Here is a 23,145-nt window from a genome sequence, read left to right as displayed (position 1 = left end):
CTTCCCGAGTCCCGCCCGTCCGGCAGGCGCGCCGGGAGGCCGCGCACGTGGCCGTCGCGGGACGGTGGAGCACCCGCGCGTCGCTCGCCCCGACCGCTGCGTACACTCCCTGACCAGGACGGCAGCGGTGAAAGAACCGGAACGGGCGAGCCCTGGGGGCACCATGCGGATGCATGTCGACCGGCGTCATGAGCGGGTGCTCGCGCTGGTCCAGGAGCGCGGCAGCCTGCGGGTGACGGACCTGGCGGGCGAGCTGGGAGTGTCCGTTGTCACGGTGCGGCGGGATGTCGAGGCGCTGTCCGGGCAGGGCAGGTTGGTGCGCCGGCACGGCGCGGTGCTGTGGCCCGGCGCCACGTCGCGCGGTGGTGTGCAGGATGCGGGCCGGGCCGGGGGCGCGCCGGAGAGGCCGGCGCCGGTCGTCGGCATGGTGGTACCGACCGTCGACCGCTTCTTCGGTGACATGGTGCGCGGCGCCCGCGAGGCGGTGGAGGCACAAGGCGGCCGGCTGCTGCTGGGGCTGACGTCCTATCAGCCCGAGGAGGACGCGGCGCAGATCGGGCGACTGCTGGACGGCGGCGCCAACGGGCTTTTGCTTGCCCCCAGTTGGCAGGACGGCTTGCCCCCGGCCGACCGGCAGCAGCGGCTGCGGGAGAGCGTCGCGCCGGTGGTGCTCGTCGAGCGATGGGCGCCTCCGGGCAGCCCGGCGGCGGAGCTGGACCGGGTGCGTACGGACCGGGCGCACGGCGCGGCGATGGCGGTCCGGCATCTCGCGGACCTCGGGCACCGGAGAATCGCGCTCGCGGTCCAGGAGAGCGTGCACGCGGGCCCCATCCGCGACGGTTTCGACGCCGCGGTGCGGTCGTCGGGACGCACGCCCGTAGCGGTGCCACCCTCGGACGAACCCGCGCCGACCGGCGCGCGGAGGCTGGAGCGGACCCTGGAGTGTCTGGCCGCCGCGGTGGCCGAGGACGGGGTCACGGCCGCCCTGGTGCACAGCGATGCGGACGCCATCACGCTGGTGGCCCGGCTGCGCGAGCGCGGCGTACGGGTGCCCGAGGATCTGGCGGTGGTGGCGTACGACGACGAGGTGGCCTCGCTCGCGGAGGTGCCGCTGACCGCCGTGGCCCCTCCCAAGCGCGCGGTCGGGGCGATGGCGGCGCAGTTGCTGCTGACCAGGATCGCCGAAAACGCCGACCGCGAGCGGGAGGTGCTGCCCCGCCAACACCTGGACCTGCTACCGGAGTTGCACGTGCGGGCCTCGTGCGGTGGTGGCGTCGGCCGGACGGCGGGCCCGGACTCCCTCACCCCACCCGCACCGTGACCTTCTGACTGACTCCGCCTGTCCCCGTCAGGTCGCCGAAGGTCAGCGTCAAAGACGCTCCCGTGGTGGCCGCGGTGACCGTCGAGGGCTTGGACAGGACCGCGCTGACCCGTCGACGCCAGGTCAGCTTCAACGAGGTGCGGGCACGCATCGGGTCACTGACGCCGATGACGGCGGTGCCGTCGGACCGCTCGTGCACCGTCACGCTCGCCGGCGCGTCGGCGGTCAGCGGGCCGGCCGTGCCGCCGAACCAGAAGTTGGCGCCGAGGAACCCGAGCGAGGGCACCGCGATCGCCTGGAGATCGTCGGTGTTGGCGAGGACGCGCAGCCAGGCGGTGTCCGCGGCCCGGGCCGCGGTACGTGCCGCGGAGGCGCCGGGCAGCAGGACGTAGGAGTAGTGGGCGCCGGACGGATCGGTGCCGTGATCGGTGAGCAGCGTGAGGTAGCGGCGCTCCACCGGGGTCGGTGAGCCGCCCGCGTTGATGTCCTTCCACGCTCCGGAGCGTGCCTCGCGCAGGGCCTTGAGCGTCGTGCCGCCGGGGAAGACGTAACCGGCGTGGCCGGCGAGGTGCGCCCAGCGGGCGCCGGTCAGGGTCGCCGACCAGGGGTACGAGGTGGGCTGCGGCCGGCCGTCCACGGTGAGCGCGGAGCCGCCCGTGGGCCCCAGATTGCGGTTATCGACGATCGTTTCGATCGTTTGGCCGTCCCGCGCGGTGATGCCCGCCCCGAGGCAGACCACCGCGTCATCGAGGAAGAACCAGGACTTCTTCGCCAGGAGGGTGGAGGCCAGTCCCTTGAGGTACTGGCCGGCCGCGGCGTAGGGCCCGGCCTCGCTGCCACCCACCCATGACACCTCGGGACGCGCCGCGCCCCACACGCCGCCCTCCCCGTCGGCGAGCTTCTTGCGGGACGCGGTGGTGCCGGGCAGCCGCATCGGATCGACGGTGGGCCAGAAAGCGTCGCTGTACTGACCGTTGCCGTAGGTGTCGCCCCACCAATAGAGCATGCCGGAGCCGGTGTGCCAGCCTCGGACGTTCTCGCCGTTGCCGTTCTCGTAGTAGGTGATGCGTCGGGAGGCCATGGACAGCGAAGCGGCCCAGCCCGGGCGGCGGTGCACCGCGCGGTCCATGCCCGGGAACTGCCGGTGTCCGGTCGGCTCGGGGACGGGCGTCACCGCGCTGTCGTCCAGGACCGCCTTGAGCCGGGAGAGCGCACCGATCGACAGGCTCGGATCGCTCATCGCGGGGGAGTAGTAGTCGCGACGGCACCAGCCCTTGGCCAGACCACGCCAGCGGGCCCGCTCGGCGGCGCTCGCCCCCTCCCCGAGCAGGAGGATCGACGCGATCACGGGATGGCCCCGCAGATGGTCGTCGGCCTGTGTCCCCGTCGCGTCGCCGGCGGCCACCCCGCGGCTGATCGCGCGACCCGAAACGCCGTCCATCATCAGCCCGTTGAAGAGGAACGGCGCGTAGGCATGCTCGACCGCGTCGAGGAACAGCTGCCGCTTCGGATCGACCACCGCCCAGGGGGAGTCGCCGAGCAGCGCGAAGAGCTTGCTGAGACCGTCGATCAGCACCGCGCCGTAGGAGCCGGTGTACGGCACCCAGGTGTGCTGGACGACCGAGCCGTCGGCATAGATGCCGTCGCCCGAGGTGACATAGGGAAAGACCGGGGTGAGGGCGTCCCGGGCCAGCGCGATCTTGGCGGCGTCCCCACCGACGATGCCGCGCAGCGCCAGCACCCGGCACAGGTCAACCCGGTTGGCTCCGGTACTGGTGCCCGTGTACGAGCCGACCGCCGTATCCGGAACGAAGTGGTCGACCGCGGCGAGGTAGCGCGCTCTGCGCTCGTCGGACAGCCGGTCATGGAGCAGGACACAGATGTCCAACAGTGGCTGCGGGGCGCCGATCTGCCAGCTGTACCAGTTGCCGTAGCGGGTGGTCCGCTCGTTGTAGACCTGCTCGTGGAGGTGGTCGAGGCCGGTCTGCAGGGCAGCGGCGAGGTCCTGGTCGCCGGTGATGCCCGTGCCGGGCTGCGCGAAGGCCTGCGCCATCGTCTGCAGGCGCGTGTAGCTGGTCTGGATCTGGCCCGAGAAGCCGTACGACTCGGGGTCGGTGTCGGGCTCGGGGTCGGCGAAGACCGCGTCCGGCCACAGCGAGCCGTCGGCCGGCGCCATCGTCGAGAGCAGCTTCCTCGCGGTGGCGCCGAGGGTGGCGAGCCGGTCCTTGAACGGCTGCGCGGTGGGGCTGAAGCCGGTACCGAGCAGCAGGTCGCGCCATGTCGCGCGCAGCGCCGCGAAGTCCTCGGCGGAGACCACGGAGCGACCCGCCGCGGCGCCATGGGCACTGCCGGGCCGGGCCATGGCGGAGGCGCCGGTCAGCCCGGCGGTGAGCGAGGCACCGCCCGCCGTGCGGAGCAGGGAACGGCGGGTCCATGGGTGCGTCATGGGGTCTCCGTAGCCGGGAGGGCGGGGGCGTCAGCGGTGCGGCGTGCCCGTATGAAACACGAGCGGCACTGAACGCTCAAGAGGTTCACCGCAAACGATCCAAACGATCGTTCGCTCGCGGGTGTTCGCCTCCCGCCCTGCCCTACGGTCTCCCCACCCGGCGACCGCGCGCCCTCATCGCCGCCGCCGACGGGGAGCGACCTGAGCCGCGCGGCCTAGCCGTCCGGCTCGCCGTGCCGTCCCGCCCCCGCCGCGAACCGGGCAGCCCCCTCAACTCCCTCTGCCAACACCGCCTGCCCATGGAGCAGTTCGCGGGCCATCGCGTCCGCTTCCGGCTCGCCCTCCTGGTCGAGCAGCGAGGCACGGTCGCTGCGCAGGCACGCCTGCGGCAGACCCGCGATCTCCGCTGCCAGGCTCTCCGCCGCCGTGCGCGCCGTCCCGGTGGGCACGAGCCGGTGGACCAGGCCGATGTCCAGCGCCTCCACGGCCGCTACCGGGCGGCCCGTCAGCACCAGGTCCCTCGCGCGGCTCGCCCCGATCAGCCGCGGCAGCCGCACCGTACCGCCGTCGATCAGCGGCACGCCCCAGCGCCGGCAGAACACTCCGAAGACCGCGTCCTCCTCCGCGATCCGCAGGTCGCACCAGAGCGCCAGCTCCAGCCCACCGGCGACCGCGTGGCCGGCGACCGCCGCGATCACCGGCTTACTCAGCCGCATCCGGGTCGGCCCCATCGGCCCGTCGCCGTCCGGCGCGACGCGGTTGCCCTGCTCGGTGCCGACCGCCTTGAGGTCGGCACCGGAGCAGAACGTACCGTCCTCGCCCCAGAGCACCGCGACATGCGCCCCGTCATCGGCCTCGAACTCACGGAAGGCATCGGCCAGTTGGATTGCCGTGGCACCGTCCACGGCGTTACGGGACGCAGGTCGCGACAGCACCACCGTCGTGACCGGGCCCGTGCGCTCCACCCGTACGGACATCAGGCCGCGCCCGGTGCCGTGTCGCCGGCCGGGGCCTCGGGGCGGGCGCGCTCCAGGATCGCGGCCAGATCGACGCCGGCGGGCAGCGTGCCGAAGGCGTTGCCCCACTCGCCCTCCAGACGCGACGCGCAGAACGCGTCGGCGACCGCGGGGTGACTGAACCGGACCAGCAGCGACCCCTGGAGCACCAGCGCCATCCGCTCGGCGAGTGAACGGGCCATCAGCTGCGCGCGCTCCGGGTCGGCCAGGCCGCCGAGCATCTTGCGGACCCCGGCCACCGCGGCGTCCAGCCGCCGGTCGGCGCCCGCGGCCGACTCCACCTCGGCGAGAAACGCGTCCAGCGCGGCCGGTTCCTTGCCCAGCGCCCGCAGGACGTCGAGCGCCGCCACATTCCCCGAGCCCTCCCAGATCGACAGCAGCGGCGCTTCCCGGTAGAGCCGCGGCATGCCGGATTCCTCGACGTAGCCATTGCCGCCCAGGCACTCCAGGGCCTCCGCCGCGTGCGTGCTGCCGCGCTTGCAGACCCAGTACTTGCCGGCCGCCAGCGCCAGCCGGCGCAGCGCGCCCTCCGTGCTGTCCCCGGCCTGGGACCGGTCCACCGCCGCGGCGAGCCGCATGCCCAGCAGCGTCGCGGCCTCCGACTCGACGGCGAGGTCGGCCAGCACCGACCGCATCAGCGGCTGCCGGTCCAACTCCCGCCCGAACGCCCGCCGGTGGGAGGTGTGGTGCAGTGCCTGTCGCAGCCCCGCCCGCATCCCCGCCGCGGAGCCGAGTACGCAGTCCAGCCGGGTCATGTTCACCATCTCGACGATGGTGCGCACCCCGCGGCCCGGCTCGCCGACCGGCCACGCCACCGCCTGGTCGTACTCGATCTCCGAGGACGCGTTGGAGCGGTTGCCGAGCTTGTCCTTGAGCCGCATCAGCCGCATCCCGTTCAGGGAGCCGTCCGGCAGTACCCGCGGCAGCAGGAAGCAGCTCAGCCCCTCCTCGGTCTGCGCCAGCGCCAGGAACACATCGCTCATGGGAGCCGAGGTGAACCACTTGTGGCCGGTGATGCGGTAGGTGCCGTCACCTGCCGGCACCGCGCGCGTGGTGTTGGCCCGTACGTCGCTGCCGCCCTGCTTCTCCGTCATCGACATGCCGGCGATCAGCCCGGCCTTGGTCAGCGGTGCGCGCAGCCCGAAGTCGTAGGTGCGGGAGGCCAGCAGCGGTTCGTATCGGGCGGCGAGGTCCGGGGCGGCACGCAGCGCCGGCACGGCGGCGTACGTCATCGAGATCGGGCAGCCGTGTCCGGCCTCGGCCTGCGACCAGACGTAGAACTTCGCCGCACGCACCAGATGCGCTCCGGGACGGTCGTCGGACCAGGGGGCGGCATGCAGGCCGTGCTCCACCGCGACGGTCATCAGCTGATGCCAGGCCGGGTGGAACTCCACCTCGTCGACGCGGTGACCGAAGCGGTCGTGGGTGCGCAGCCGGGGCGGCTGCTCCTCCGCCCACCGGGCCTGGTCCTGCACGGCTGCCGAGCCGGCCAGCGCGCCCAGCTCGGCGACCTCCGGCTCGCCCCACCCGGCGCCCTCGCGGCGCAGGGCCTCCAGCAGAGCCGGTTCGTCGGCCGTACTGAAACCGGTCAGTGGCGGGGCCTGATTCACGACTTCATGGGTGACGGTCATGCCTCGACGTTACAGAATCCGAACAGCCGTGAGAAGACTGTAATGCCCACGATCGGCGGCGCTAGAATTCCCCGCACTCATGAACGACACCCGGCCCCGCCACGATCACGCCCCGCAGCGGCCCGTCGAGCGCACCGCAAGCGCCGAGGGTGCCCTCGCGCTGCGGCCGCTCACGGCCCGCTCGATCGTGCTGAGCACCCTCCTCGGCCACCATCCGCCCGAGCTGCCCGCGCGCGCCCTGGTGCGGGTCGGTGAGCTCTTCGGTATCGCCGAAGGCACCGTCCGGGTCGCGCTCTCCCGGATGGTGGCCGCCGGTGACCTGCGGCAGAGTGACGGCTCGTACGGCCTCACCGCCCGGTTGCTGGAGCGCCAGGCACGGCAGGACGAGAGCCGGTCGCCCAGGAACCGGCCCTGGCGGGGGGACTGGGAGATCGCCGTCGTCACCACGGCCGAACGCCGGCCCGCCGCGGAGCGCACCGCGCTGCGCCAGGCCATGTCCGGGCTCCGCCTGGCCGAACTCCGCGAGGGCAGCTGGCTGCGCCCCGCCAACCTCGACCGGCCCCGCCCCTCCGTCGCCACCGCACAGTGCACCTGGCTCACCGGCACCCCCGACGGCGACCCGGCGGCACTCGCCGGCCGCCTCTGGGACCTGACCGGCTGGGCCGACGAGGCCCGCGCCCTGATGGCCGCGCTGGACCGCGCCGACACCCTCGCCGACCGCTTCACGGTCGCGGCCGCCGCGCTGCGCCATCTGCTGTCGGACCCGCTGCTGCCCGACGCGCTGCTGCCGCCCGACTGGCCCGGTGGTGAACTCCGGCTGCGCTACGACGCGTTCGCGGCCGAACTGCGCGAACTGCTCCGTCAGTACCTGTCGCCGAATGCCGCCCGCGGGGGCGCGGTCCGCTGAACGCCTCGTCGTAGGTGCAGGTGACGGCGCCCGACGCCGCGGACCGCCCTCCGCAGCCGGACGCTCGCGCAGGTCACAGCGGCAGTACGCAGACCGGGACGGGAGCCGCGAACGGCTCGCCCGTGCGGATCAGCCCGCCACTCCCGGCGTCCACCGAGAACACCGTCACCGTGCCCGACTTCTGGTTCGCCGCGAACAGCAGCCGCTCGTCGGGGGAGAAGGCGAGATGCCGGGGAAAGTCCCCGCCCACCGGCACGGTGTCCAGCAGCCGCAGTCGCGCACCGCCGCCCTCCACGGCATAGCGGGTGAGGCTGTTGTGGCCGCGATTGGCGAGGTAGGCGAAGCCGCCGTCCCGGGTGACCAGCAGCTGCGCGGGGTAGCTGGTGCCTGCCCCGGTCCCGGTGGACTGCGGTGTGCCGGGCGTCAGCCGGCCGCCGGCGGCGTCGTACCCGCAGACCACGACGGTGTTGTCGACCTCGTTGGCGAGGTAGGCGAAGCGGCCGGACGGATGGAAGGTCAGATGCCGCGGGCCGGCGCCGGGGCGCAGCGCCGCCCGCGACACCTCCGTGAGCTTCCCTGCGGTCTCGTCCAGCCGGTAGGTGTAGACGGTGTCGTTGCCGAGGTCCACGGCGAGTACGTGCCGGCCGTCCGGTGCGGTGAGGATCTGGTGGGCGTGCGGCCCGTCCTGGCCGGGGCCGGGCGCCGGGCTGTCGTGGGTGACGAGGTCGGTCCGCTCGCCCAGGGCGCCGCTGTCCGGCGCGATGGGATGGACGGCCACATTGCCGGAGAGGTAGTTGGCGCTGAGCAGCCAGCGGCCGCCGGGGTGCACCGACAGGTGGCAGGGCCCGGCGCCGCCGGTGGACCGGGTGCCCAGCACCTTCGACGCGCCGCCCGCCGGCAGCGCGATGGCGGTCACGCCGCCCTGCTGCCGCTCGTTGACCGCGTAGAGGGTGCGCCCATCCGGCGCGAGCGCCAGATACGAAGGATCCGCGACATCCGCGACCACCCCGGTGGCGGAGATCCGGCCGCCGGGGTCGTAAGTGCCCAGACCGATGCCGGTGCCGCCGCCCTCCGTGGACGTGTAGGTCCCCAGGAAGAGCGGCCGGTCGGCCCGCGGCCGCCGCTCCGCGCGGTGCCGGGCCTGCGCGGGACCGGTGTCCTTGACGCTCAGCGCCACGGCTCCGGCAGTCGCGGCCAGCCCCGCGACCGTGCCGACGAACCTCCGGCGGGCGAGGCCGCTTCCCGTCCTGGTGCCTGACCGTGCTGAACTCATGTCACACCTCGGCGTTCGGTGATCTGTGGGGGTGATCTGCGTGCCGTGCTGCGTGCGGTGATCCCGGATACGGCAGCCAGGGTGACCCGCTGCCGCACCTCTCGGCAAGGGCCGCAACCCGAATTGCGTAGTGTGCAACGCCTCTTCGGGGGACGTGCGTGCCGCTCAACGTGCCGTAGTCGCACGCCTCTTGGGGAGGCGTCGTCCCGCCGTCGGTTCCAGGGCGCCCCCGGTACCCGGTACGGGCACCGAGCGGGACCATCGAGGCCCGCGCCGATGACGAGCAGGTGGACGGGCACGGTCTCTCAGGGTTCGGGTCAGGGTCGGGGCGCGGCACGTTTGCGCAGGTCAACGACGCTGAGCCGGATCCGCTACCCCGACGTGTCCGTACATCCCGGTGATGACCACCAGTCCCACCCGTAGCACTCGAGTCGTACGGCACAACACATACGCGGACTGATTCGCAGCCCCCCGTCCGGCTCGTAGTTTCTTGATCAAGGCACGGAGATGATCGAGAGGCCACGGATATATGTACGGCAAGGCATTCGCCCCGGAATACCAGGGTGAGCTGGGCTCGGCGCTGGGCGTGAACTCCTCCTACGAGGAGGTGCTGGAGACCGCGAGCCTGGCCCGCTCCCGCGCGAGCAGCGCTCTGGAGCGGGCACGCGCCGCGCTCGCGGTCGCGGAGGCCAACCGGCGCCTCGGCCGGGTGACGGACGCCGGCGCCGCCTGGCGCGAGAGCTACCGCAGCGGGCGCACCGCGGGCGACGCCGGCGCCATGGCCTGGGCGCTGTGGAGCGGAGGCACGCTCGCCCGCCAGTGCGGGACGCTGCCGCTCGCCCGCCGGTTGCTCACCCACGCCGTGACGCTGGCCGCCGGAAGCGGGGACCGTCTCGCCCACGGCTACTCTCTCGCCGGGCTCGCCGAGACCGGCCGCATCCAGGGCGACTACGCCGCGGTCGCCGAACTCCACGAGCAACTGCTCGAACAGGGCAGGGCGCACGGCGAGGCCCGGCACATGGTCTGGGCGATGTCCGGCATCGCGCAGATGCACCGCAACACCGGCGACCACGCCAAGGCCCTGGAGCTGTTCGAGGAGTCCGTCCGAATAGCCACCGAGGCCGATGACGCGCGGGGGCGCGCCTGGTCGCTGCGCGGCGTCGCCGACGTCCTCTCGGTCCAGGGCGAACCGGACCGTGCGCTTGCGCTGCTGTCCGAGGCCGAAGTCATCTGCCGGGCCATGGATCTGGCGAGCGCGCTCGCCTACAACCACAAGATGCGGGGGAACGTGCTCTACCGCGCGGGGCGCCACGCCGCGGCCCGCGACACCTACCTCGTGGCGCTCCGCGAATTCCGCGCCATGCACGAGCCCCGCGGCATCGCCCTCTCCCGTCTGGGGCTGGTCAAGTCCCGCGCCCACCTGGGCCGCGACCACCAGGAGACGCTCGACGAACTCGCCGAGCTGGAACGGGACTTCACCCGGATCGGCCTGCGGCACGCCCGCGCTGCGGTCATCGCCTTCCGGGACGGGACGAGCGAGTCATCGGCGCCAGGAAGTCCCGCTCCTCATCGCGATGCCACCACGCACCGGTCTGCCGTAGTTCCCGCCACGTCGTGAAGCGGTACCGGAAGACCCGCGCCCGCACCCGCGCGGGCGGCAGGTCCGGGAACGGATTGACGCGCAGCAGCCGCAGCGTGTCGCGGTCGTTCTCCAGCAACCGCTCCACGAACGGGACGAACCACGCCCGCGCATAGGCCGGCGAGAGCGCCGCGAACCACATCAGCCAGTCCAGGCGCAGGTGGTAAGGGGCGAACTGGCGCGCCAGGCGTCGCACGTCCCCCGGCTTGCCGTGGAACTCGTACGCCAGCCAGGTCGTGTCCGGCCCGTTCACCGCGTCCGCCGTGCCCTCGACGACGATCTCCCGGCGGACCCGGGTGATGCTGCCGAACGCACCGTAGGAATTGACCAGGTGCAGCGAGTCGTAGGAGGTGTTCATGCGCTGCTGCCGGGCCAGGAGGTTGCGGACCGGCCCGTGGCTGAGCACGAGGACGAGCGCGGTCATGGCGATGACCAGGACCTCGAACCAGACCGGGGGAGCGGGCAGGGCCGAGGGAGGGTGGGCCCAGGAGGGCACGGCTGACAGGGCCAGCGCGATGGTCACCCAGTTCAGCCAGGCGAAATTGCCGGACAGCACCAGCCACAGCTGGGTGACCGCCATCCCGACGGCGGCCCACCCCGCGATCGGCTGCGGGGTGAACAGCAGCACGGGCAGCAGGAGTTGCGCCACATGGTTGCCGGCCACCTCCGCCCGGTGCAGCGGCTTGGGCAGATGGTGGAAGAACCAGCTCAGCGGGCCCGGCATCGGCTGGGTCTCGTGGTGGTAGTACAGACAGGTCAGATCCCGCCAGCAGCTGTCGCCGCGCATCTTGATCAGCCCGGCCCCGAACTCCACCCGGAACAGCAGCCAGCGCAGCAACCACATCACCAGCACCGGGGGAGCGGTCCGGTCGTTGCCGAGGAAGACGGCGAGCAGGCCGGCCTCCAGCAGCAGCGACTCCCAGCCGAAGCCGTACCAGGTCTGCCCCACGTTCACGATGGACAGATACATCGCCCACAGCACGGCCCACATCACCATCGCCACCCACAGCGGAACCGCGTCCGCGGCGCCCGCCGCGACGGCCGCCGCCAGCAGTGCCCCGCACCACGACCAGGCCGCGAAGAACCGGTCGGAGTAGTGCAGCTGGAAGACCGACGGCGCGTCGCGGAACGGCATCCGCGCCACGAACGCGGGGATCGGCAGCATGCCGCGTGCCCCGATGAGCGCCCGGAACTGCCGGGCCGCGGCGACGAAGGCGATCACGTAGAGGACGGCCAGCATCCGCTGGTAGATGAGTCGGCCGAGCCAGAGGCCGGAATCCGAGAACCATTCCACCCGCCCATGGGTAGCACTCCGGCCGTGCGCCCGGCGGGGAGGCGCGCGGCCGGAGTGCTGCCCATGAGCGGTCGTCGATCTCCCGCCCGGTGGCACGCGGGCCGGGCATCCGCAGGCGGCGTCCGGGGTGCGGCACGCCGAAGGGCCGGTGCGGACACCGGCCCTTTCGGCATGCTGGTGAGCGGGGATCGCCCGCCGGGAGCTGCGGCCCCGTGAAGCAGGAGGCCGGAAGGCGGCGCATGCTCCTCCCACCCGCTTGCTTTCCAGGGTACGGGCGCCGCGGCCACCGGCAACCGGAGCACTGTTCGAGCCGACGCACCGCCCCCGGCCGCGTGGTTTCCTCCGTGCGAGCGGGCCGGAATCCCGGCCTTCCGGTGACATGCCGATTTCACCGCAAAAAGTCGAGCGCGCCGCGAGTGACATCGTTACGCTGGAGCACGACGGACGACCTTTTTTGGGAAGACGCCAACACCATTGGCCCGTCGCGGGAACCGCCACAAACCCTGGCCGAACTCCCGGTTTGTGAACGAGGCGCCACCGCGTCGGAACCAATACCTCGATGAAGGAGTGCGTGGTGGCATTGCACAAGGCTCAGTACGAGCAGCCTCGCCCGCAGCAGGGCGACCGGCCGGGCCGTATCAAGGAAGTCCGCAATCTGGAGGTCTGGGATCGCTGTGCTCCGGTGCGCCTCGCCGGATGCGACGACGACCCCGCCGAGTCGAACATCTTCCGCGGCATCGACTGACCGGACCACCCGGCGCCGGGCGGTCCGGTCAGTCGATCCCCGTCGAAGCGCGCCCCCGCGCCGACCCGACCGACGGGAGCGGCTGCCCCCGGCAGTCGCTCCCGTCGGTCGGCGAGGCCGGCGCGGGCGAGGCCGACCGGTCAGGGCCGGCGCCCGAGCAGGCAGAGCAGCCGGATGAGATCGTCGGCGCCGGCCGGGGGATCCACGGGCTCGGCGAACAGCCCCGACGCACCGAGCTCCGAGGCATACGGCTCGACCTCGCGCAGCGCTGCCGTCGCCAGGTGTCCCGGCAGCCGTTCCTCCGCGCCGATGGCCCGGGAGAGGTCCCAGGCGTGGACCACCGCGTCGGCCATCATCTGCGTGCAGTAGGCAGCGGCGCCGCTCGTGCCGTAGGACAGGTGCACGATGCGCGCCGGCGCGCCCGGTTCGCTGAACGCCGCGACGGCGGCCACCGCCGCACGGTCCCAGACCGCGGCGGGATTCTCGCCCAGCCGGTCGCCGTCGAAGTCCGAACCCACCTCCGCGACCGTCGCGCCGTCCCGCACCAGGCGGGGCACCCACAACTGCTCGACGGTGAGGTGATTGACCAGATCGCGCACCGACCACTGCGTGCACGGCGTCGGGGCGTCCCACTGGTCGTCGCGGACGGCATGGACCCGGGTCCCGAAGAGCTCGATCGCCTCGCCGTGGGTTCGCAGGATCTCGTCGTTGTCCATGGTTCCCGAGGATAGAAGCGGCCACTGACAACGGCCCTTCGGCGCACGGCGATCGGGCGGGGGACCGCCGTCCGCCGACCCCGTCACCTTCCGCCTCCGGCCCGGTGCCGCCCCGCCGCTCCCCGATGACCCGATCGGCCCAGCCCGGCCGGGAAAATTTTCCGGACCGGGAGCAGCGCGAAGGAGGGTACGAGGAGCGGCGCGGACGGCGGTGCCGCCCGGTCGGGGAAGCCGCCGGCCGGGCGCGCGGCGGGCGCGTGATCAGTCGGCGTACAACCGGCTCTGCGGCACGATCCGGAGGCTCTGGTCCGGCCCGGCCCACAGGAGTTTCATGTGCGCCTCGCCCGTGCCCTCCGTGTAGTCGACGCGGATGCTGTGCCGGTGCCCGGCGGTGAGCGTGACGGTCCCCTTGTCGGTCTTCGGCCCGTGCGGTGTGCTGCTGTCGATCACCGGTTCGCCGTCGATCCACAGGCGCACGGTGTCGTCGGAGACGGTGGTGAAGGTGTACGTCCCGCCGGATCGCGGTTGGATGCTCCCCGTCCACCGGGTGCTGAAGTGGTCCGCGGGAATGCGCGGATCGGGAGACCCGTCGAAGCGGTAGGACTTGTTCACGGTGGGGTCGACGGTGGTCACGGCCGGCGGGCCGGTGAAGGAGTCATTGGCCCAGCTCCGCGCGGTCAGCCCCTTCCCGGTGCCGGGCGGGGACGCCGCCGGAGGCTCGATGGCGAGCCGGATGACGCTCGCGACGGGGCCGGTGGCGGCGCCCGAGGGGGTGAGGTCGAAGCCGTCGCCCGACGGTGTGACCCGCATCCGCTGCGAGCTGCCCAGGACCCTGGCGGAGGTGACCTTGAAGGCATCCTTCGCCGTGAGGTGCAGTGGGCTGCCGGCCGCGGGCCAGGACGTCACGGAGGCGTACAGGGTGTCGCCCCGGCGGGAGACCGCGCCCCAGGACGGGTCCGCGACGAGTCCGGTGTGCCCGGCCCCGTACACCGCGTCGCCCTGGCCGTGCGCGCCGAGCCACCGGCCGGCCTCGCGGAGCCGGTCCACGGACGGCTGCGGGATACGGCCGCGCCGGTCCGGTCCGACGTTCAGCAAGTAGTTGCCGCCGCGGCTCGCGACGTCCAGGAGATTGCGGACGACGGTCGCCGACGACTTCCAGTGGGTGTCGTACTTCGCGAAGCCCCAGTGGTCGTTGAGGGTCATACAGCTCTCCCACAGCTGTCCGTCGACCGGTTCGGTGGGGATCTCCTGCTCAGGTGTGCCGAAGTCGCCGTCGACCACCTCGCGCTTGCCGACCCGGTTGTTGACGATCAGGCCGGGGTCCAGGTCGTGCAGATACGCCTGGAGGTCGGCGCCATCGCGGCGTGACCAGTTGTTGGTGGGGTTGTCGGTATCCCACTCGCCGTCGAACCACAGCAGCGCCGGGTCGTAGCCGTCCACCAGTTCCTTGAGCTGGGCATACATCCGCTTCTTGTAGCGCGGGAACGTCGCGGGGTCGGCGAAGTCGGGGTCGTGCCAGTCCCAGATCGAGTAGTAGAAGCCCAGCTTGATCCCGGCGGCGTCCGCGGCCTTCTTCAGCTCGGCGAGGAGGTCGCGGCGGGGGTCGAAGGACGAATGGTCGCGCAGGTTCCAGGAGTTCTGCTTCGTCGGCCACATCGCGTACCCGTCGTGGTGCTTGGACGTGATGACGATGTAGCGCTGGCCGGCGTCCTTGGCGGCCTTGACGACCGCCTCGGCGTCGAAGTCCGCCGGGTTGAAGGTCGCGGCCTGCTTCTCGTAATCCGCGGTGGGGATGGCGCACTCGCGCTTGATCCACTCGGCATTGCGGCAGACGGTCCCGTCGGGCCGGGTGTACTCGCCCTCCAGGTTGGAGTAGGCGCCGAAGTGGATGAACATCCCGAAGCGGTCCTGGCGCCACCAGGAGGTGCGCTCCGAGGTGAAGGGGTCGTCGATCGCGTGGTTGGTGCCGGGGCCCGCGGTGACGCGTGGCGGGGGCTTCGCGGACGCCGCGGGACTGCCGCCGGTCAGCAGCAGGGCTCCCAGCAGCCCCAGAACTCCCAGCGCCCTGGCCGGTCGTGTGCCTCTGCGCATGGCTCGCTCCTCCGGTCGGTTCGTGCCGACGGTCCTTCTGTGCCACCCCGCATGGTGCAGCGCCCGGTGCCCGACCGGAAGACGTCGGACACGATAAACATCGGAGGACAGTCGTCAACTGGACAAGGAAATAGCGGAGTTGATGGCATCTACCTCGATAGACGTCCGATCTAAGACGGGCGGAGGGAGGGGAGGGGGACGGCGTGGCGAGGCGCACCGAACGGAGCGCGGCGTGCGCCGAGTGCTCATCAGCGCTCTGGCGAACCCGGGGAGGGGGCTGTTCAATGGGCGCGGGCCGCACTCATTGGAGGCACCATGAACGCCGTCGCCCCATCCGCCGCCAACGGCACCGCATCCGCCGATCCGTCCGCCGTCGCGCGCAGCGGCGGCCCCGCCGGGGTGTCACGCCCCGCGCCCGCCCTCCGCGCCGCGGGACACGAACGGAGCTATCCCGACTTCCTCGACCGGGCCGCACGCATCGCAACCGGCTTATCCGATACGGGAGTCGGTGCCGGCGATCGGATCGCCGTCGTCATGCGCAACGAACCCGCCCACTTGGAGATCACCGCCGCGGCCGCCCAGCTCGGCGCCTGCGCGGTGCCGGTCAACTGGCACTTCAAACACGACGAGCTGCGGCATGTGCTCACCGACAGCGGCAGCAAGGTCGTCTTCGCGCACACGGACCTGCTGGACGCGGTGAGCGCCGCGCTCCCCGACGGCGTACGGATCATCGAGGTGCCCGTGCCCGCCGGGGTGGCGGCCGCCTGCGGCTTCGCCGCGCCGCCCGCCACCGGCGAACACCCCCTCCTGGACAGCTGGCTGGCCGGCTACGCCCCGCTGGCGCGGGCAGCCGAGGAACGCCCGCCCACCGTCATCTACAGCTCAGGAACGACCGGGCGCCCCAAGGGAGTTCTGCGCGACCCGGTTCCCCAGGACCGGCTGGAGGAAGGGGTGCCGTCCTTCCTCGAATACTTCGCCGTGGAGCCCGGCGGCCGGACCCTGATCCCCGCCCCGCTCTACCACGCCTCGCCCAGCCAGCACGCCGTCCTCGCCCTCGCCGCGGGCCTGGACATCACCTTGATGCCGCACTTCGACGCCGAGGAGTTCCTGCGGCTGATCGAGCGCCACCGCATCGAGCAGGTGCAGGTGGTGCCCACGATGTTCGTCCGGCTGCTGCGGCTGCCGAAGTACGTGCGCGAGGGCTACGACCTGTCGTCGCTCACCTCGGTCGTACACGCCGCTGCGCCCTGCCCGCCGCACATCAAGCACGCCATGATCGACTGGTTGGGGCCGGTGCTGCGCGAGTACTACGGGGGAAGCGAAACCGGCGCCGTGACCTGGTGCGACAGCGCGGAATGGCTCGCCCACCCCGGCACGGTCGGACGGGCGGAGGGGACCTGCGGCGTCGCGGTCCTCGGGCCCGGCGGGGAGGTGCTGCCGACCGGCGCCACCGGCGAGATCTACCTCAAACCCTCCGACAACTGGCCGCAGTTCACCTACCTCGGCGACGCCGCCAAACGCGCCGCGATGGAGGCGCCCGGCCTGCCCGGCTACGTCACCATCGGTGACATCGGCCATCTCGACGCGGACGGCTATCTCTACCTCAGCGACCGCCGCAACGACATGGTCATCTCGGGCGGCGTCAACATCTACCCGGCGGAGATCGAGGGCTGCCTGCTCTCCCTCGAAGGGGTACGGGACGCGGCGGTGTTCGGGATACCCCACGAGGAGTTCGGCGAGGTGCTGGCGGCCCACGTGCAGACGGAGCCGGGCGTGCTGCTGCGCGCCGAGGCGGTGCGCTCCCATGTCGCGGAGCGGCTGGCCGGGTACAAGGTGCCCAGGGCCGTGGTCTTCGAGGAGCTGCTGCCGCGCGACGAGTCGGGCAAGCTCTTCAAGCGGCGGCTGCGGGACCCCTATTGGGCCGGGCGGGACGGCGCGATCTGAGCGCGGGTCCGGATGCGGTTGCGCCGCATCCGGACCCCGCCGCACTACTTGACATGCTTATAACAAGTCTCGAATTATGTGGCGCCGGGGACCGAGGCACAGGAGGCGCCCATGGCGGCCCAGCGGCGTACCACGACCCGGGACATGCGGCGCGGGAACCGTTCCGTGCTGCTGTGGACCCTGTACTTCGACGGGCCGCTCAGCCGCCAGGATCTCAGCGCCCGTACGGGCCTGAGCGTCACCACCGTCTCCACGGTCGTCGGCGAACTCCTCGGTGAGGGCGTCGTGGTGGAGGCCGGCGCGGTCGACTCCGACGGCGGGCGGCCGCGGATCCTGCTGCGCGTCGATCCGGGCCGGCGCTTTGCCGTCGGCGTGGACGTGGGGGAGACCCGGGTGCGGGTCGAGCTGTACGACCTGGCCATGAACGAGCGGGCGAGGGCCGACCACCCGCTGGAGAGCGGCCGGCACGACGTCGGACCGGTGGTCGAGCGGATCCTCGCGGGTCTGCGGGAGGTCATCGCGGCCGCCGCCGTCGACCGCGCCGACATCCTCGGCGTCGGCGTCGCCGTCTCCGGGATCGTCGAGCAGGCGGGTGCGGGCGGCGCACTGGTGCACGGCCAGACCTTCGACTGGGACGCGGTGCCGCTCGGCCGTCTGCTGCGCTCCGGCACCGCGGCGTACCCGGGCACCGACCTGCCGCTGTACATCGAGAACGGCGCCAGGACCCTGGGCCAGGCGGAGATGTGGTTCGGCGCGGGGCGCGGCGCCGATCACGCCGTGATCGCGCTGATCGGGTCCGGCGTCGGTGCCGCCGTCGTCGCCAACGGCAGCTTCTACCACGGCGCCACCAGCAGCGCGGGGGAGTGGGGGCACACCATCGTGCAGGTCGGCGGTCGACGCTGCCGGTGCGGTGCGCGGGGGTGCCTTGAGGCGTACGTGGGCGCCGAGGCGATCCTGGACCGCTACCACCAGGCCCGCCGAGGCCGCCCCGCGCCCGGCGCAGACGAGGAGTCCGCCCTGGCCGCGTTGATCGCCGGCGCCGACAGTTCCCCCGCGGCCCGCCGGGTCCTGGACGAGACCTGCGTCTATCTCGGTGCGGGCATCGCCAACCTGGTGAACCTCTTCAACCCGCGCCGGATCGTCCTCGGTGGCTGGGCCGGGCTGATGCTCGGCGACCGGCTGCTGCCGCAGATCCGCGAGGCGGTGGCCGGGCCGGCGCTGCGGCATCCGTACGAGCGCAGCACCGTCGAGCTGTGCCGGCTCGGCCCGGACGCGGTGGCGCTCGGCGCGGCGACGCTGCCCGTCGAGCGCTTCCTGGCGAACGGCGGCACCGCCTGAGGAAGGCGTACGAGACCGTCGTCCGATCTCTGAACTCCCCTTCCCAGGCGCCGGGTCGGCTGCCACGATGGCCCACGATGCTCGTCACATGAAAGAACTTTGTTCACGTACCTGACCCTGCATGCCTGAACTTCCGTACCGGAGAGGTGTGTTCATGGAACGTCGGCAATTTCTCGCCACGGGCGCCGCATTGGCGGCCGGCACCGCACTGCCCGCCCTCACGGCCGGCGCCGCCCGCGCCGCCGCGGGCGCCCGCCCCGCCGACCGGCTGCCGCCGCGCGCCGAGATCGTCGCCGTACTGCGCCGGGTCGCCGACCACTGGATCGGCGCGCACGCCGACCCGGGGGACAATCAGTGGGCCCGCGCCACCTTCTTCAGCGGGCTGATGGCGCTGCACCGCCTCACCCGCGAGCCGCGCTACCTCGCATACGCCCGCGGCTGGGCGGAGAAGCACGCCTACGGGCTGCACAACGGCGTCACCACCCGGCACGCCGACGACCACTGCGCGGGGCAGACCTACCTCGACCTGCACGCACTGGACGCCACGCCCGACCCGGCGAAGATCGCCGCCATCGAGGACTCCTTGCAGCGCATGGTCCGGTCCTCGGCCGAGAAGCACGACGACTGGTGGTGGGACGACGCGCTGCACATGGCGATGCCGCCGTTCGCCCGGCTCGGCGCCCTGCGGCAGGACCCCGCCTACTGGGACGCGATGCACGCCCTCTACGCCCACACCAAGAGCGCGGAGGGCGGGCCGGGGCTGTATGACCCCGCCGTCGGCCTCTGGTACCGCGACAAGCGGTTCCTGCCCGGCGGTATCGCCTCGCCCAACGGCCGGCCCGTGCTCTGGTCGCGCGGCAACGGCTGGGTCGCCGCCGCCCACACCAAGGTGCTCGGCCTCCTGCCGCCCTCGCATCCGCACGTCCCCGAATACCGCGCCGCACTCGTCGCTGAACTCGCGGCGCTGCGCGCCGTCCAGCGCGCCGACGGGTTCTGGAATGTGAACCTCGCCGATCCGGAGCACCTGCCGGGCCCGGAGACCAGCGGCACCGCCTTCTTCGCGTACGGCACGGCGTACGCGCTGCGCGCCGGGCTGGTTCCGCAGGACACCTTCCGGCCGGTCGCCGCCCGCGCCTGGAACGGGATGGTCGCCACCGCGGTGCACCCCGACGGCTTCCTGGGCCATGTGCAGAACGTGGGTGACCGCCCGGAGTCCAGTCAGCCGGTCGGCTACGGCACCACGGCGGACTTCGGTGTCGGCGGCTTCCTGATGGCGGGCGCGGAGCTGGCGAAGGCGGCCGGCGCCTGACGTCGAGACCACCGCGGGCCCGGCGCCGCCTCCGTCGTGAGCGGGCCGGGCCCGCGCGCCCGGGTACTGACCACCGGGGGGTGAGGTTGGCGCGAGCGGCAGTGCGGATCTCGGTGGGCGACCCTCTCGGTTCGCGGGTGTCCACCGGTGCAGGGAAGCAGCGAAGTGCGACGAGGCCGAGAAGGCTGCTCGGTGGAGCGGCGAAGGGATGATGTAGTTTAGGGTTCAACAAATAGGGTGGTTCACGGTCAGGGTTCGGGTCAGCCGGAATCCGGAGGAGGCGCGCATGCAGTTCGGGATCTTCACGGTCGGCGATGTCACGCCCGACCCGACCAACGGCACCACCCCCACCGAGCGGGAGCGGATCAAGGCGATGGTCGCCATCGCGCTCAAGGCCGAGGAGGTGGGTCTGGATGTCTTCGCCACCGGTGAGCACCACAATCCGCCCTTCGTGCCCTCGTCGCCGACGACCCTGCTCGGCCACATCGCGGCCCGCACCGAGCGGCTGATCCTGTCCACCGCCACCACGCTGATCACGACCAACGACCCGGTGAAGATCGCGGAGGACTACGCGATGCTCCAGCACCTGGCCGACGGCCGGGTCGACCTGATGATGGGACGCGGCAACACCGGGCCGGTTTACCCCTGGTTCGGCCAGGACATCCGCCAGGGCATCCCACTCGCCATCGAGAACTACGCACTGCTGCACCAGCTGTGGCGCCAGGACGTGGTGGACTTCAAGGGCCGCTTCCGCACCCCGCTGGAAGGCTTCACCGCGACGCCCCGCCCGCTGGACGGCGTACCGCCCTTCGTCTGGCACGGTTCCATCCGCAGCCCGGAAATCGCCGAGCAGGCCGCGTATTACGGCGACGGCTTCTTCGCGAACAACATCTTCTGGCCCAAGGACCACTTCAAGCGGCTGATCGGCCTGTATCGCGAACGCTTCGCCTTCCACGGCCACGGCACCCCCGAGCAGGCCGTCGTCGGCCTCGGCGGGCAGGTCTTCCTGCGGCCCAACTCCCAGGACGCGGTGCGGGAGTTCCGCCCCTACTTCGACAACGCGCCCGTCTATGGGCACGGCCCGTCGCTGGAGGAGTTCACCGAGCAGACCCCGCTCACCGTCGGCAGTCCGCAGGAAGCCATCGACAAGACCCTCACCTTCCGTGAGTCCTTCGGCGACTACCAGCGCCAGCTATTTCTGATCGACCACGCGGGTCTGCCGCTGAAGACCGTCCTGGAACAGCTCGACATCCTCGGCGAGGAGGTCGTCCCCGTGCTGCGCAAGGAGTTCGCCGCGCGCCGCGCCGCCGGGGTGGCGGACGCGCCGACGCACCAGTCGCGGGTGGCGGCAGCCGCCGGGGGCAAAAAGGCCCCGGCGCCGCGTGCTTGACAAAGCGTCTTGCCGGGTCGGCAATGGGACAGATGGCTGACGACGACTTCGCGCACGTACTGACCGCTGTGGGCCCGCGACTGAGGGCGCTGCGCCGGGAGCGCGGCACGACCCTGGCCCAACTGAGCGAGACCACCGGGATCTCCCTCAGCACCCTCTCGCGCCTGGAGTCCGGCCTGCGCAAACCCACCCTGGAACTGCTGCTGCCCCTGGCCAAGGCGTACGCCGTGCAACTGGACGAACTGGTGGATGCCCCGGCCACCGGCGACCCGCGCCTGCATCCCCGTCCCTTCACCCGCGACGGCGTGACGTTCATCCCGCTGACCCGGCACCTCGGCGGGCTGCACGCCTACAAGCAGGTGGTGCCCGGCGCGCAGCCGGGGGCCGGGGATCCGGAGCAGCGGGCGCACGAGGGCTATGAGTGGCTCTACGTGCTGGCCGGCCGGCTGCGGCTGCTGCTGGGTGAGCACGATGTCGAGCTCACCGCCGGGGAGGTCGCCGAGTTCGACACCCGCACCCCGCACGGGTGGTCGAGTGCCGGCCCGGAGCCGGTCGAATTCCTCAGCCTGTTCGGGGCGCAGGGAGAGCGCCTTCACGTGCGGGCCCGGCCCGCTCGCAAGTGACCCGCGCGGCCGGGGCCGGGCCGCCGGCCGCCCCGCCTGTGGGTCGCATCCGGGCGAATGCGCGCTCCGGCCCGGCGTGCCGTGTGGGGCGCGGCCACCGCGGCCGGTAACGCTTCCGGTCACATACCGGCCCGCCGACGTCCGCCGGCTCGGTGCCCGAGCGATCACGACCTGGGGGTGCGATGTCGACGGAGGACAACAAGAGGCTGGTGCGCCGCTTCTACGAGGAGATCGACCGGGGCAACCTGGACGCCATGGACGAGATGGTCGCCGAGGACTACAAGGACCACTCGCCGCCGCCCTTCCCGGGGTTCGCGGAGGGGCGCGAGGGGCTCAAGCAGGTCTTCCAGTTGTTCTGGGACGCGACTCCGGGTACGCACGACATCGAGGACCAGGTCGCCGAGGGCGACAAGGTCGTCACCCGGCTGACCGCCCGAGGCGTTCACGAGGGCGGCCTGCCGGGCATCCCCGCCACCGAGAACACACTCACGATGACGGGGACGGTGATCCACCGCATCGAGAACGGCAAGCTCGCCGAGAAGTGGTCGGACAAGGACCTCCATGGCCTGCTGACGCAGCTCGGCGTCCTCCCGCCGCTCGGGGCGGAGGCGGACGGGTAGGGGGCGGTGGGGGGCGGTGGGGTCAGCTCTGCCACATCCGGGTGAGCACTGCGTTGACCGCGTCCGGGCGGTCCTGGTGCGGGGTGTGGTCGGCGCCCGGCACCCGTACATGGCGTGCGCCGATCACGTCGGCTAGGTACTCGCCGCAGGCGGCCAGCGCCGCTCCGGTGAAGTCGCGGTAGTCGGGGTGGGCGTCCTCCCACGACCCGTTGATGACGACCTTGGGCATCGCGGCATTGGCCAGCGGCCCGAGCGGGATCTGCGCGTCCCAGGCGGGCCGTTCGCGCATCGCGGACCGCGCCGCGCGCAGCAGCCGCGGAGTCGGCCGGGGAACGGGCAGGCCGTAGGGCTCGGTGGCCCGCCGCAGGAAGTCCGCCGGGCTCAACTCCTCGGCGTCGCCCCCGAAAGCGGCGCGGATCCGCTCCAGCGCCGCCGCCACGACGGGGTTGCCGGCCGCGGTGCGCAGCGGTGACGGCTCGATGAGGGTGAGCGAGTGGACGGCCTGAGGGCGGTCGGACGCGGCCAGCATGGCCGCCACCGCGCCGTAGGAGTGGCCGACCAAATGCGCGCCGTGCCCCAGCAGTTGGCGGACATCCTCGGCGTCGACGGTGTAGTCGCTGCGCTCGATGTCCGGGCTGTCGCCGAAGCCGCGCCGGTCGACCAGCTCCAGGCGGAACATTTCGGCCAGCGGACGCTGCCCGGAGAAGCACTCCGTGCCCCAGCTCATCGTGCCGTGTACCAGCACCGCCCGCGGCGCGCCGGGCGTCGCCTCGTCCCACACCGTCACATGAAGTGGTTCACGGTTCATACGCCCCCACCCTAGGGCGTGGGTGACCCGTAAG

General features: G+C 72.4%; 18 protein-coding genes. 10 read left to right on the top strand and 8 right to left on the bottom strand.

Annotated features, from left to right (window positions below):
- The first annotated feature begins 163 nt into the window (after nt 1-163).
- Nucleotides 164-1,321 carry a substrate-binding domain-containing protein gene (locus ACH4FH_RS07880; protein ID WP_398554882.1) on the top strand — a complete coding sequence of 386 codons (1,158 nt, stop codon included), beginning with the start codon at nt 164-166 and terminating at the stop codon, nt 1,319-1,321.
- On the opposite strand, the gene ACH4FH_RS07875 is transcribed toward ACH4FH_RS07880, so the two are convergent.
- The 3 genes from ACH4FH_RS07875 to ACH4FH_RS07865 form a co-directional block, all read right to left on the bottom strand.
- On the bottom strand, nt 1,302-3,767 hold the full coding sequence (locus ACH4FH_RS07875; protein WP_398554881.1) for a polysaccharide lyase 8 family protein: 2,466 nt from the start codon (nt 3,765-3,767) through the stop codon (nt 1,302-1,304). The two genes, ACH4FH_RS07880 and ACH4FH_RS07875, sit on opposite strands and share 20 nt — an antisense overlap.
- A gap of 215 nt (nt 3,768-3,982) precedes the next feature.
- Nucleotides 3,983-4,744 carry a crotonase/enoyl-CoA hydratase family protein gene (locus ACH4FH_RS07870; RefSeq protein ID WP_398554880.1) on the bottom strand — a complete coding sequence of 254 codons (762 nt, stop codon included), beginning with the start codon at nt 4,742-4,744 and terminating at the stop codon, nt 3,983-3,985.
- A complete protein-coding gene (locus ACH4FH_RS07865; protein WP_398554879.1) occupies nt 4,744-6,414 on the bottom strand; it encodes an acyl-CoA dehydrogenase family protein in 1,671 nt (556 codons plus the stop codon). Before ACH4FH_RS07865 ends, ACH4FH_RS07870 begins: the two co-directional genes overlap by 1 nt.
- A 79-nt stretch (nt 6,415-6,493) precedes the next feature.
- Between ACH4FH_RS07865 and ACH4FH_RS07860 the strand changes: the two genes are divergently transcribed.
- Nucleotides 6,494-7,321: a PaaX family transcriptional regulator C-terminal domain-containing protein gene (locus ACH4FH_RS07860; RefSeq protein WP_398554878.1), complete on the top strand. Its 828-nt coding sequence runs from the start codon at nt 6,494-6,496 to the stop codon at nt 7,319-7,321.
- 73 nt (nt 7,322-7,394) lie between these two features.
- Here ACH4FH_RS07860 and ACH4FH_RS07855 read toward each other — a convergent pair whose 3' ends face one another.
- Entirely contained in the window at nt 7,395-8,594 is a 1,200-nt protein-coding gene (locus ACH4FH_RS07855) for a lactonase family protein (RefSeq protein WP_398554877.1), read from the bottom strand.
- Between the two features lie 529 nt (nt 8,595-9,123).
- Between ACH4FH_RS07855 and ACH4FH_RS07850 the strand changes: the two genes are divergently transcribed.
- A complete protein-coding gene (locus tag ACH4FH_RS07850) occupies nt 9,124-10,212 on the top strand; it encodes a tetratricopeptide repeat protein (RefSeq protein ID WP_398554876.1) in 1,089 nt (362 codons plus the stop codon).
- Here ACH4FH_RS07850 and ACH4FH_RS07845 read toward each other — a convergent pair.
- Nucleotides 10,106-11,527: a lipase maturation factor family protein gene (locus ACH4FH_RS07845; RefSeq protein ID WP_398554875.1), complete on the bottom strand. Its 1,422-nt coding sequence runs from the start codon at nt 11,525-11,527 to the stop codon at nt 10,106-10,108. The genes ACH4FH_RS07850 and ACH4FH_RS07845 overlap by 107 nt on opposite strands.
- 574 nt (nt 11,528-12,101) lie before the next feature.
- Here ACH4FH_RS07845 and ACH4FH_RS07840 point away from each other — a divergent pair.
- Nucleotides 12,102-12,272 (top strand): hypothetical protein, encoded by a 171-nt coding sequence (locus ACH4FH_RS07840; protein ID WP_398554874.1) that lies wholly within the window; start codon nt 12,102-12,104, stop codon nt 12,270-12,272.
- Between the two features lie 140 nt (nt 12,273-12,412).
- On the opposite strand, the gene ACH4FH_RS07835 is transcribed toward ACH4FH_RS07840, so the two are convergent.
- Nucleotides 12,413-12,988 carry a TIGR03086 family metal-binding protein gene (locus tag ACH4FH_RS07835; RefSeq protein WP_398554873.1) on the bottom strand — a complete coding sequence of 192 codons (576 nt, stop codon included), beginning with the start codon at nt 12,986-12,988 and terminating at the stop codon, nt 12,413-12,415.
- Between the two features lie 261 nt (nt 12,989-13,249).
- Entirely contained in the window at nt 13,250-15,079 is a 1,830-nt protein-coding gene (locus ACH4FH_RS07830; RefSeq protein WP_398554872.1) for an alpha-L-fucosidase, read from the bottom strand.
- 315 nt (nt 15,080-15,394) lie between these two features.
- Between ACH4FH_RS07830 and ACH4FH_RS07825 the strand changes: the two genes are divergently transcribed.
- The 6 genes from ACH4FH_RS07825 to ACH4FH_RS07800 all read left to right on the top strand — a co-directional run bounded on the left by ACH4FH_RS07825 (nt 15,395) and on the right by ACH4FH_RS07800 (nt 22,303).
- Nucleotides 15,395-17,023 carry an AMP-binding protein gene (locus ACH4FH_RS07825; protein ID WP_398554871.1) on the top strand — a complete coding sequence of 543 codons (1,629 nt, stop codon included), beginning with the start codon at nt 15,395-15,397 and terminating at the stop codon, nt 17,021-17,023.
- A gap of 111 nt (nt 17,024-17,134) precedes the next feature.
- On the top strand, nt 17,135-18,361 hold the full coding sequence (locus ACH4FH_RS07820) for an ROK family protein (protein ID WP_398554870.1): 1,227 nt from the start codon (nt 17,135-17,137) through the stop codon (nt 18,359-18,361).
- Between the two features lie 154 nt (nt 18,362-18,515).
- Entirely contained in the window at nt 18,516-19,670 is a 1,155-nt protein-coding gene (locus ACH4FH_RS07815) for a glycoside hydrolase family 88 protein (RefSeq protein WP_398554869.1), read from the top strand.
- A gap of 286 nt (nt 19,671-19,956) precedes the next feature.
- Entirely contained in the window at nt 19,957-21,060 is a 1,104-nt protein-coding gene (locus ACH4FH_RS07810) for an LLM class flavin-dependent oxidoreductase (protein WP_398554868.1), read from the top strand.
- A gap of 32 nt (nt 21,061-21,092) precedes the next feature.
- Nucleotides 21,093-21,683, top strand: coding sequence for a helix-turn-helix domain-containing protein (locus ACH4FH_RS07805; protein WP_398554867.1), 591 nt, complete (start codon nt 21,093-21,095; stop codon nt 21,681-21,683).
- Nucleotides 21,684-21,865: 182 nt separating this feature from the next.
- Complete coding sequence (locus ACH4FH_RS07800) at nt 21,866-22,303, top strand: ester cyclase (RefSeq protein ID WP_398554866.1); 438 nt, start codon at nt 21,866-21,868, stop codon at nt 22,301-22,303.
- 22 nt (nt 22,304-22,325) lie between these two features.
- Here the strand turns inward: ACH4FH_RS07800 and ACH4FH_RS07795 are convergent, their stop codons facing one another.
- Complete coding sequence (locus ACH4FH_RS07795; RefSeq protein WP_398554865.1) at nt 22,326-23,111, bottom strand: alpha/beta fold hydrolase; 786 nt, start codon at nt 23,109-23,111, stop codon at nt 22,326-22,328.
- Nucleotides 23,112-23,145: the final 34 nt, after the last annotated feature.

The organism is Streptomyces sp. NPDC017993, from assembly GCF_044328065.1.
Taxonomy (GTDB): Bacteria; Actinomycetota; Actinomycetes; order Streptomycetales; family Streptomycetaceae; genus Streptomyces.
Note: the sequence above shows the minus strand (reverse complement) of the source record. Positions and strands in the feature narration are given on the sequence as shown.

What these genes read in the sequence shown, in the direction of transcription:
- ACH4FH_RS07880 (WP_398554882.1), top strand. Translation starts at nt 164, where the DNA reads ATGCGGATGCATGTCGACCGGCGTCATGAGCGGGTGCTCGCGCTGGTC.
- ACH4FH_RS07875 (WP_398554881.1), bottom strand. Translation starts at nt 3,767, where the DNA reads ATGACGCACCCATGGACCCGCCGTTCCCTGCTCCGCACGGCGGGCGGT.
- ACH4FH_RS07870 (WP_398554880.1), bottom strand. Translation starts at nt 4,744, where the DNA reads ATGTCCGTACGGGTGGAGCGCACGGGCCCGGTCACGACGGTGGTGCTG.
- ACH4FH_RS07865 (WP_398554879.1), bottom strand. Translation starts at nt 6,414, where the DNA reads ATGACCGTCACCCATGAAGTCGTGAATCAGGCCCCGCCACTGACCGGT.
- ACH4FH_RS07860 (WP_398554878.1), top strand. Translation starts at nt 6,494, where the DNA reads ATGAACGACACCCGGCCCCGCCACGATCACGCCCCGCAGCGGCCCGTC.
- ACH4FH_RS07855 (WP_398554877.1), bottom strand. Translation starts at nt 8,594, where the DNA reads ATGAGTTCAGCACGGTCAGGCACCAGGACGGGAAGCGGCCTCGCCCGC.
- ACH4FH_RS07850 (WP_398554876.1), top strand. Translation starts at nt 9,124, where the DNA reads ATGTACGGCAAGGCATTCGCCCCGGAATACCAGGGTGAGCTGGGCTCG.
- ACH4FH_RS07835 (WP_398554873.1), bottom strand. Translation starts at nt 12,988, where the DNA reads ATGGACAACGACGAGATCCTGCGAACCCACGGCGAGGCGATCGAGCTC.
- ACH4FH_RS07830 (WP_398554872.1), bottom strand. Translation starts at nt 15,079, where the DNA reads ATGCGCAGAGGCACACGACCGGCCAGGGCGCTGGGAGTTCTGGGGCTG.
- ACH4FH_RS07825 (WP_398554871.1), top strand. Translation starts at nt 15,395, where the DNA reads ATGAACGCCGTCGCCCCATCCGCCGCCAACGGCACCGCATCCGCCGAT.
- ACH4FH_RS07820 (WP_398554870.1), top strand. Translation starts at nt 17,135, where the DNA reads ATGGCGGCCCAGCGGCGTACCACGACCCGGGACATGCGGCGCGGGAAC.
- ACH4FH_RS07815 (WP_398554869.1), top strand. Translation starts at nt 18,516, where the DNA reads ATGGAACGTCGGCAATTTCTCGCCACGGGCGCCGCATTGGCGGCCGGC.
- ACH4FH_RS07810 (WP_398554868.1), top strand. Translation starts at nt 19,957, where the DNA reads ATGCAGTTCGGGATCTTCACGGTCGGCGATGTCACGCCCGACCCGACC.
- ACH4FH_RS07805 (WP_398554867.1), top strand. Translation starts at nt 21,093, where the DNA reads ATGGCTGACGACGACTTCGCGCACGTACTGACCGCTGTGGGCCCGCGA.
- ACH4FH_RS07800 (WP_398554866.1), top strand. Translation starts at nt 21,866, where the DNA reads ATGTCGACGGAGGACAACAAGAGGCTGGTGCGCCGCTTCTACGAGGAG.
- ACH4FH_RS07795 (WP_398554865.1), bottom strand. Translation starts at nt 23,111, where the DNA reads ATGAACCGTGAACCACTTCATGTGACGGTGTGGGACGAGGCGACGCCC.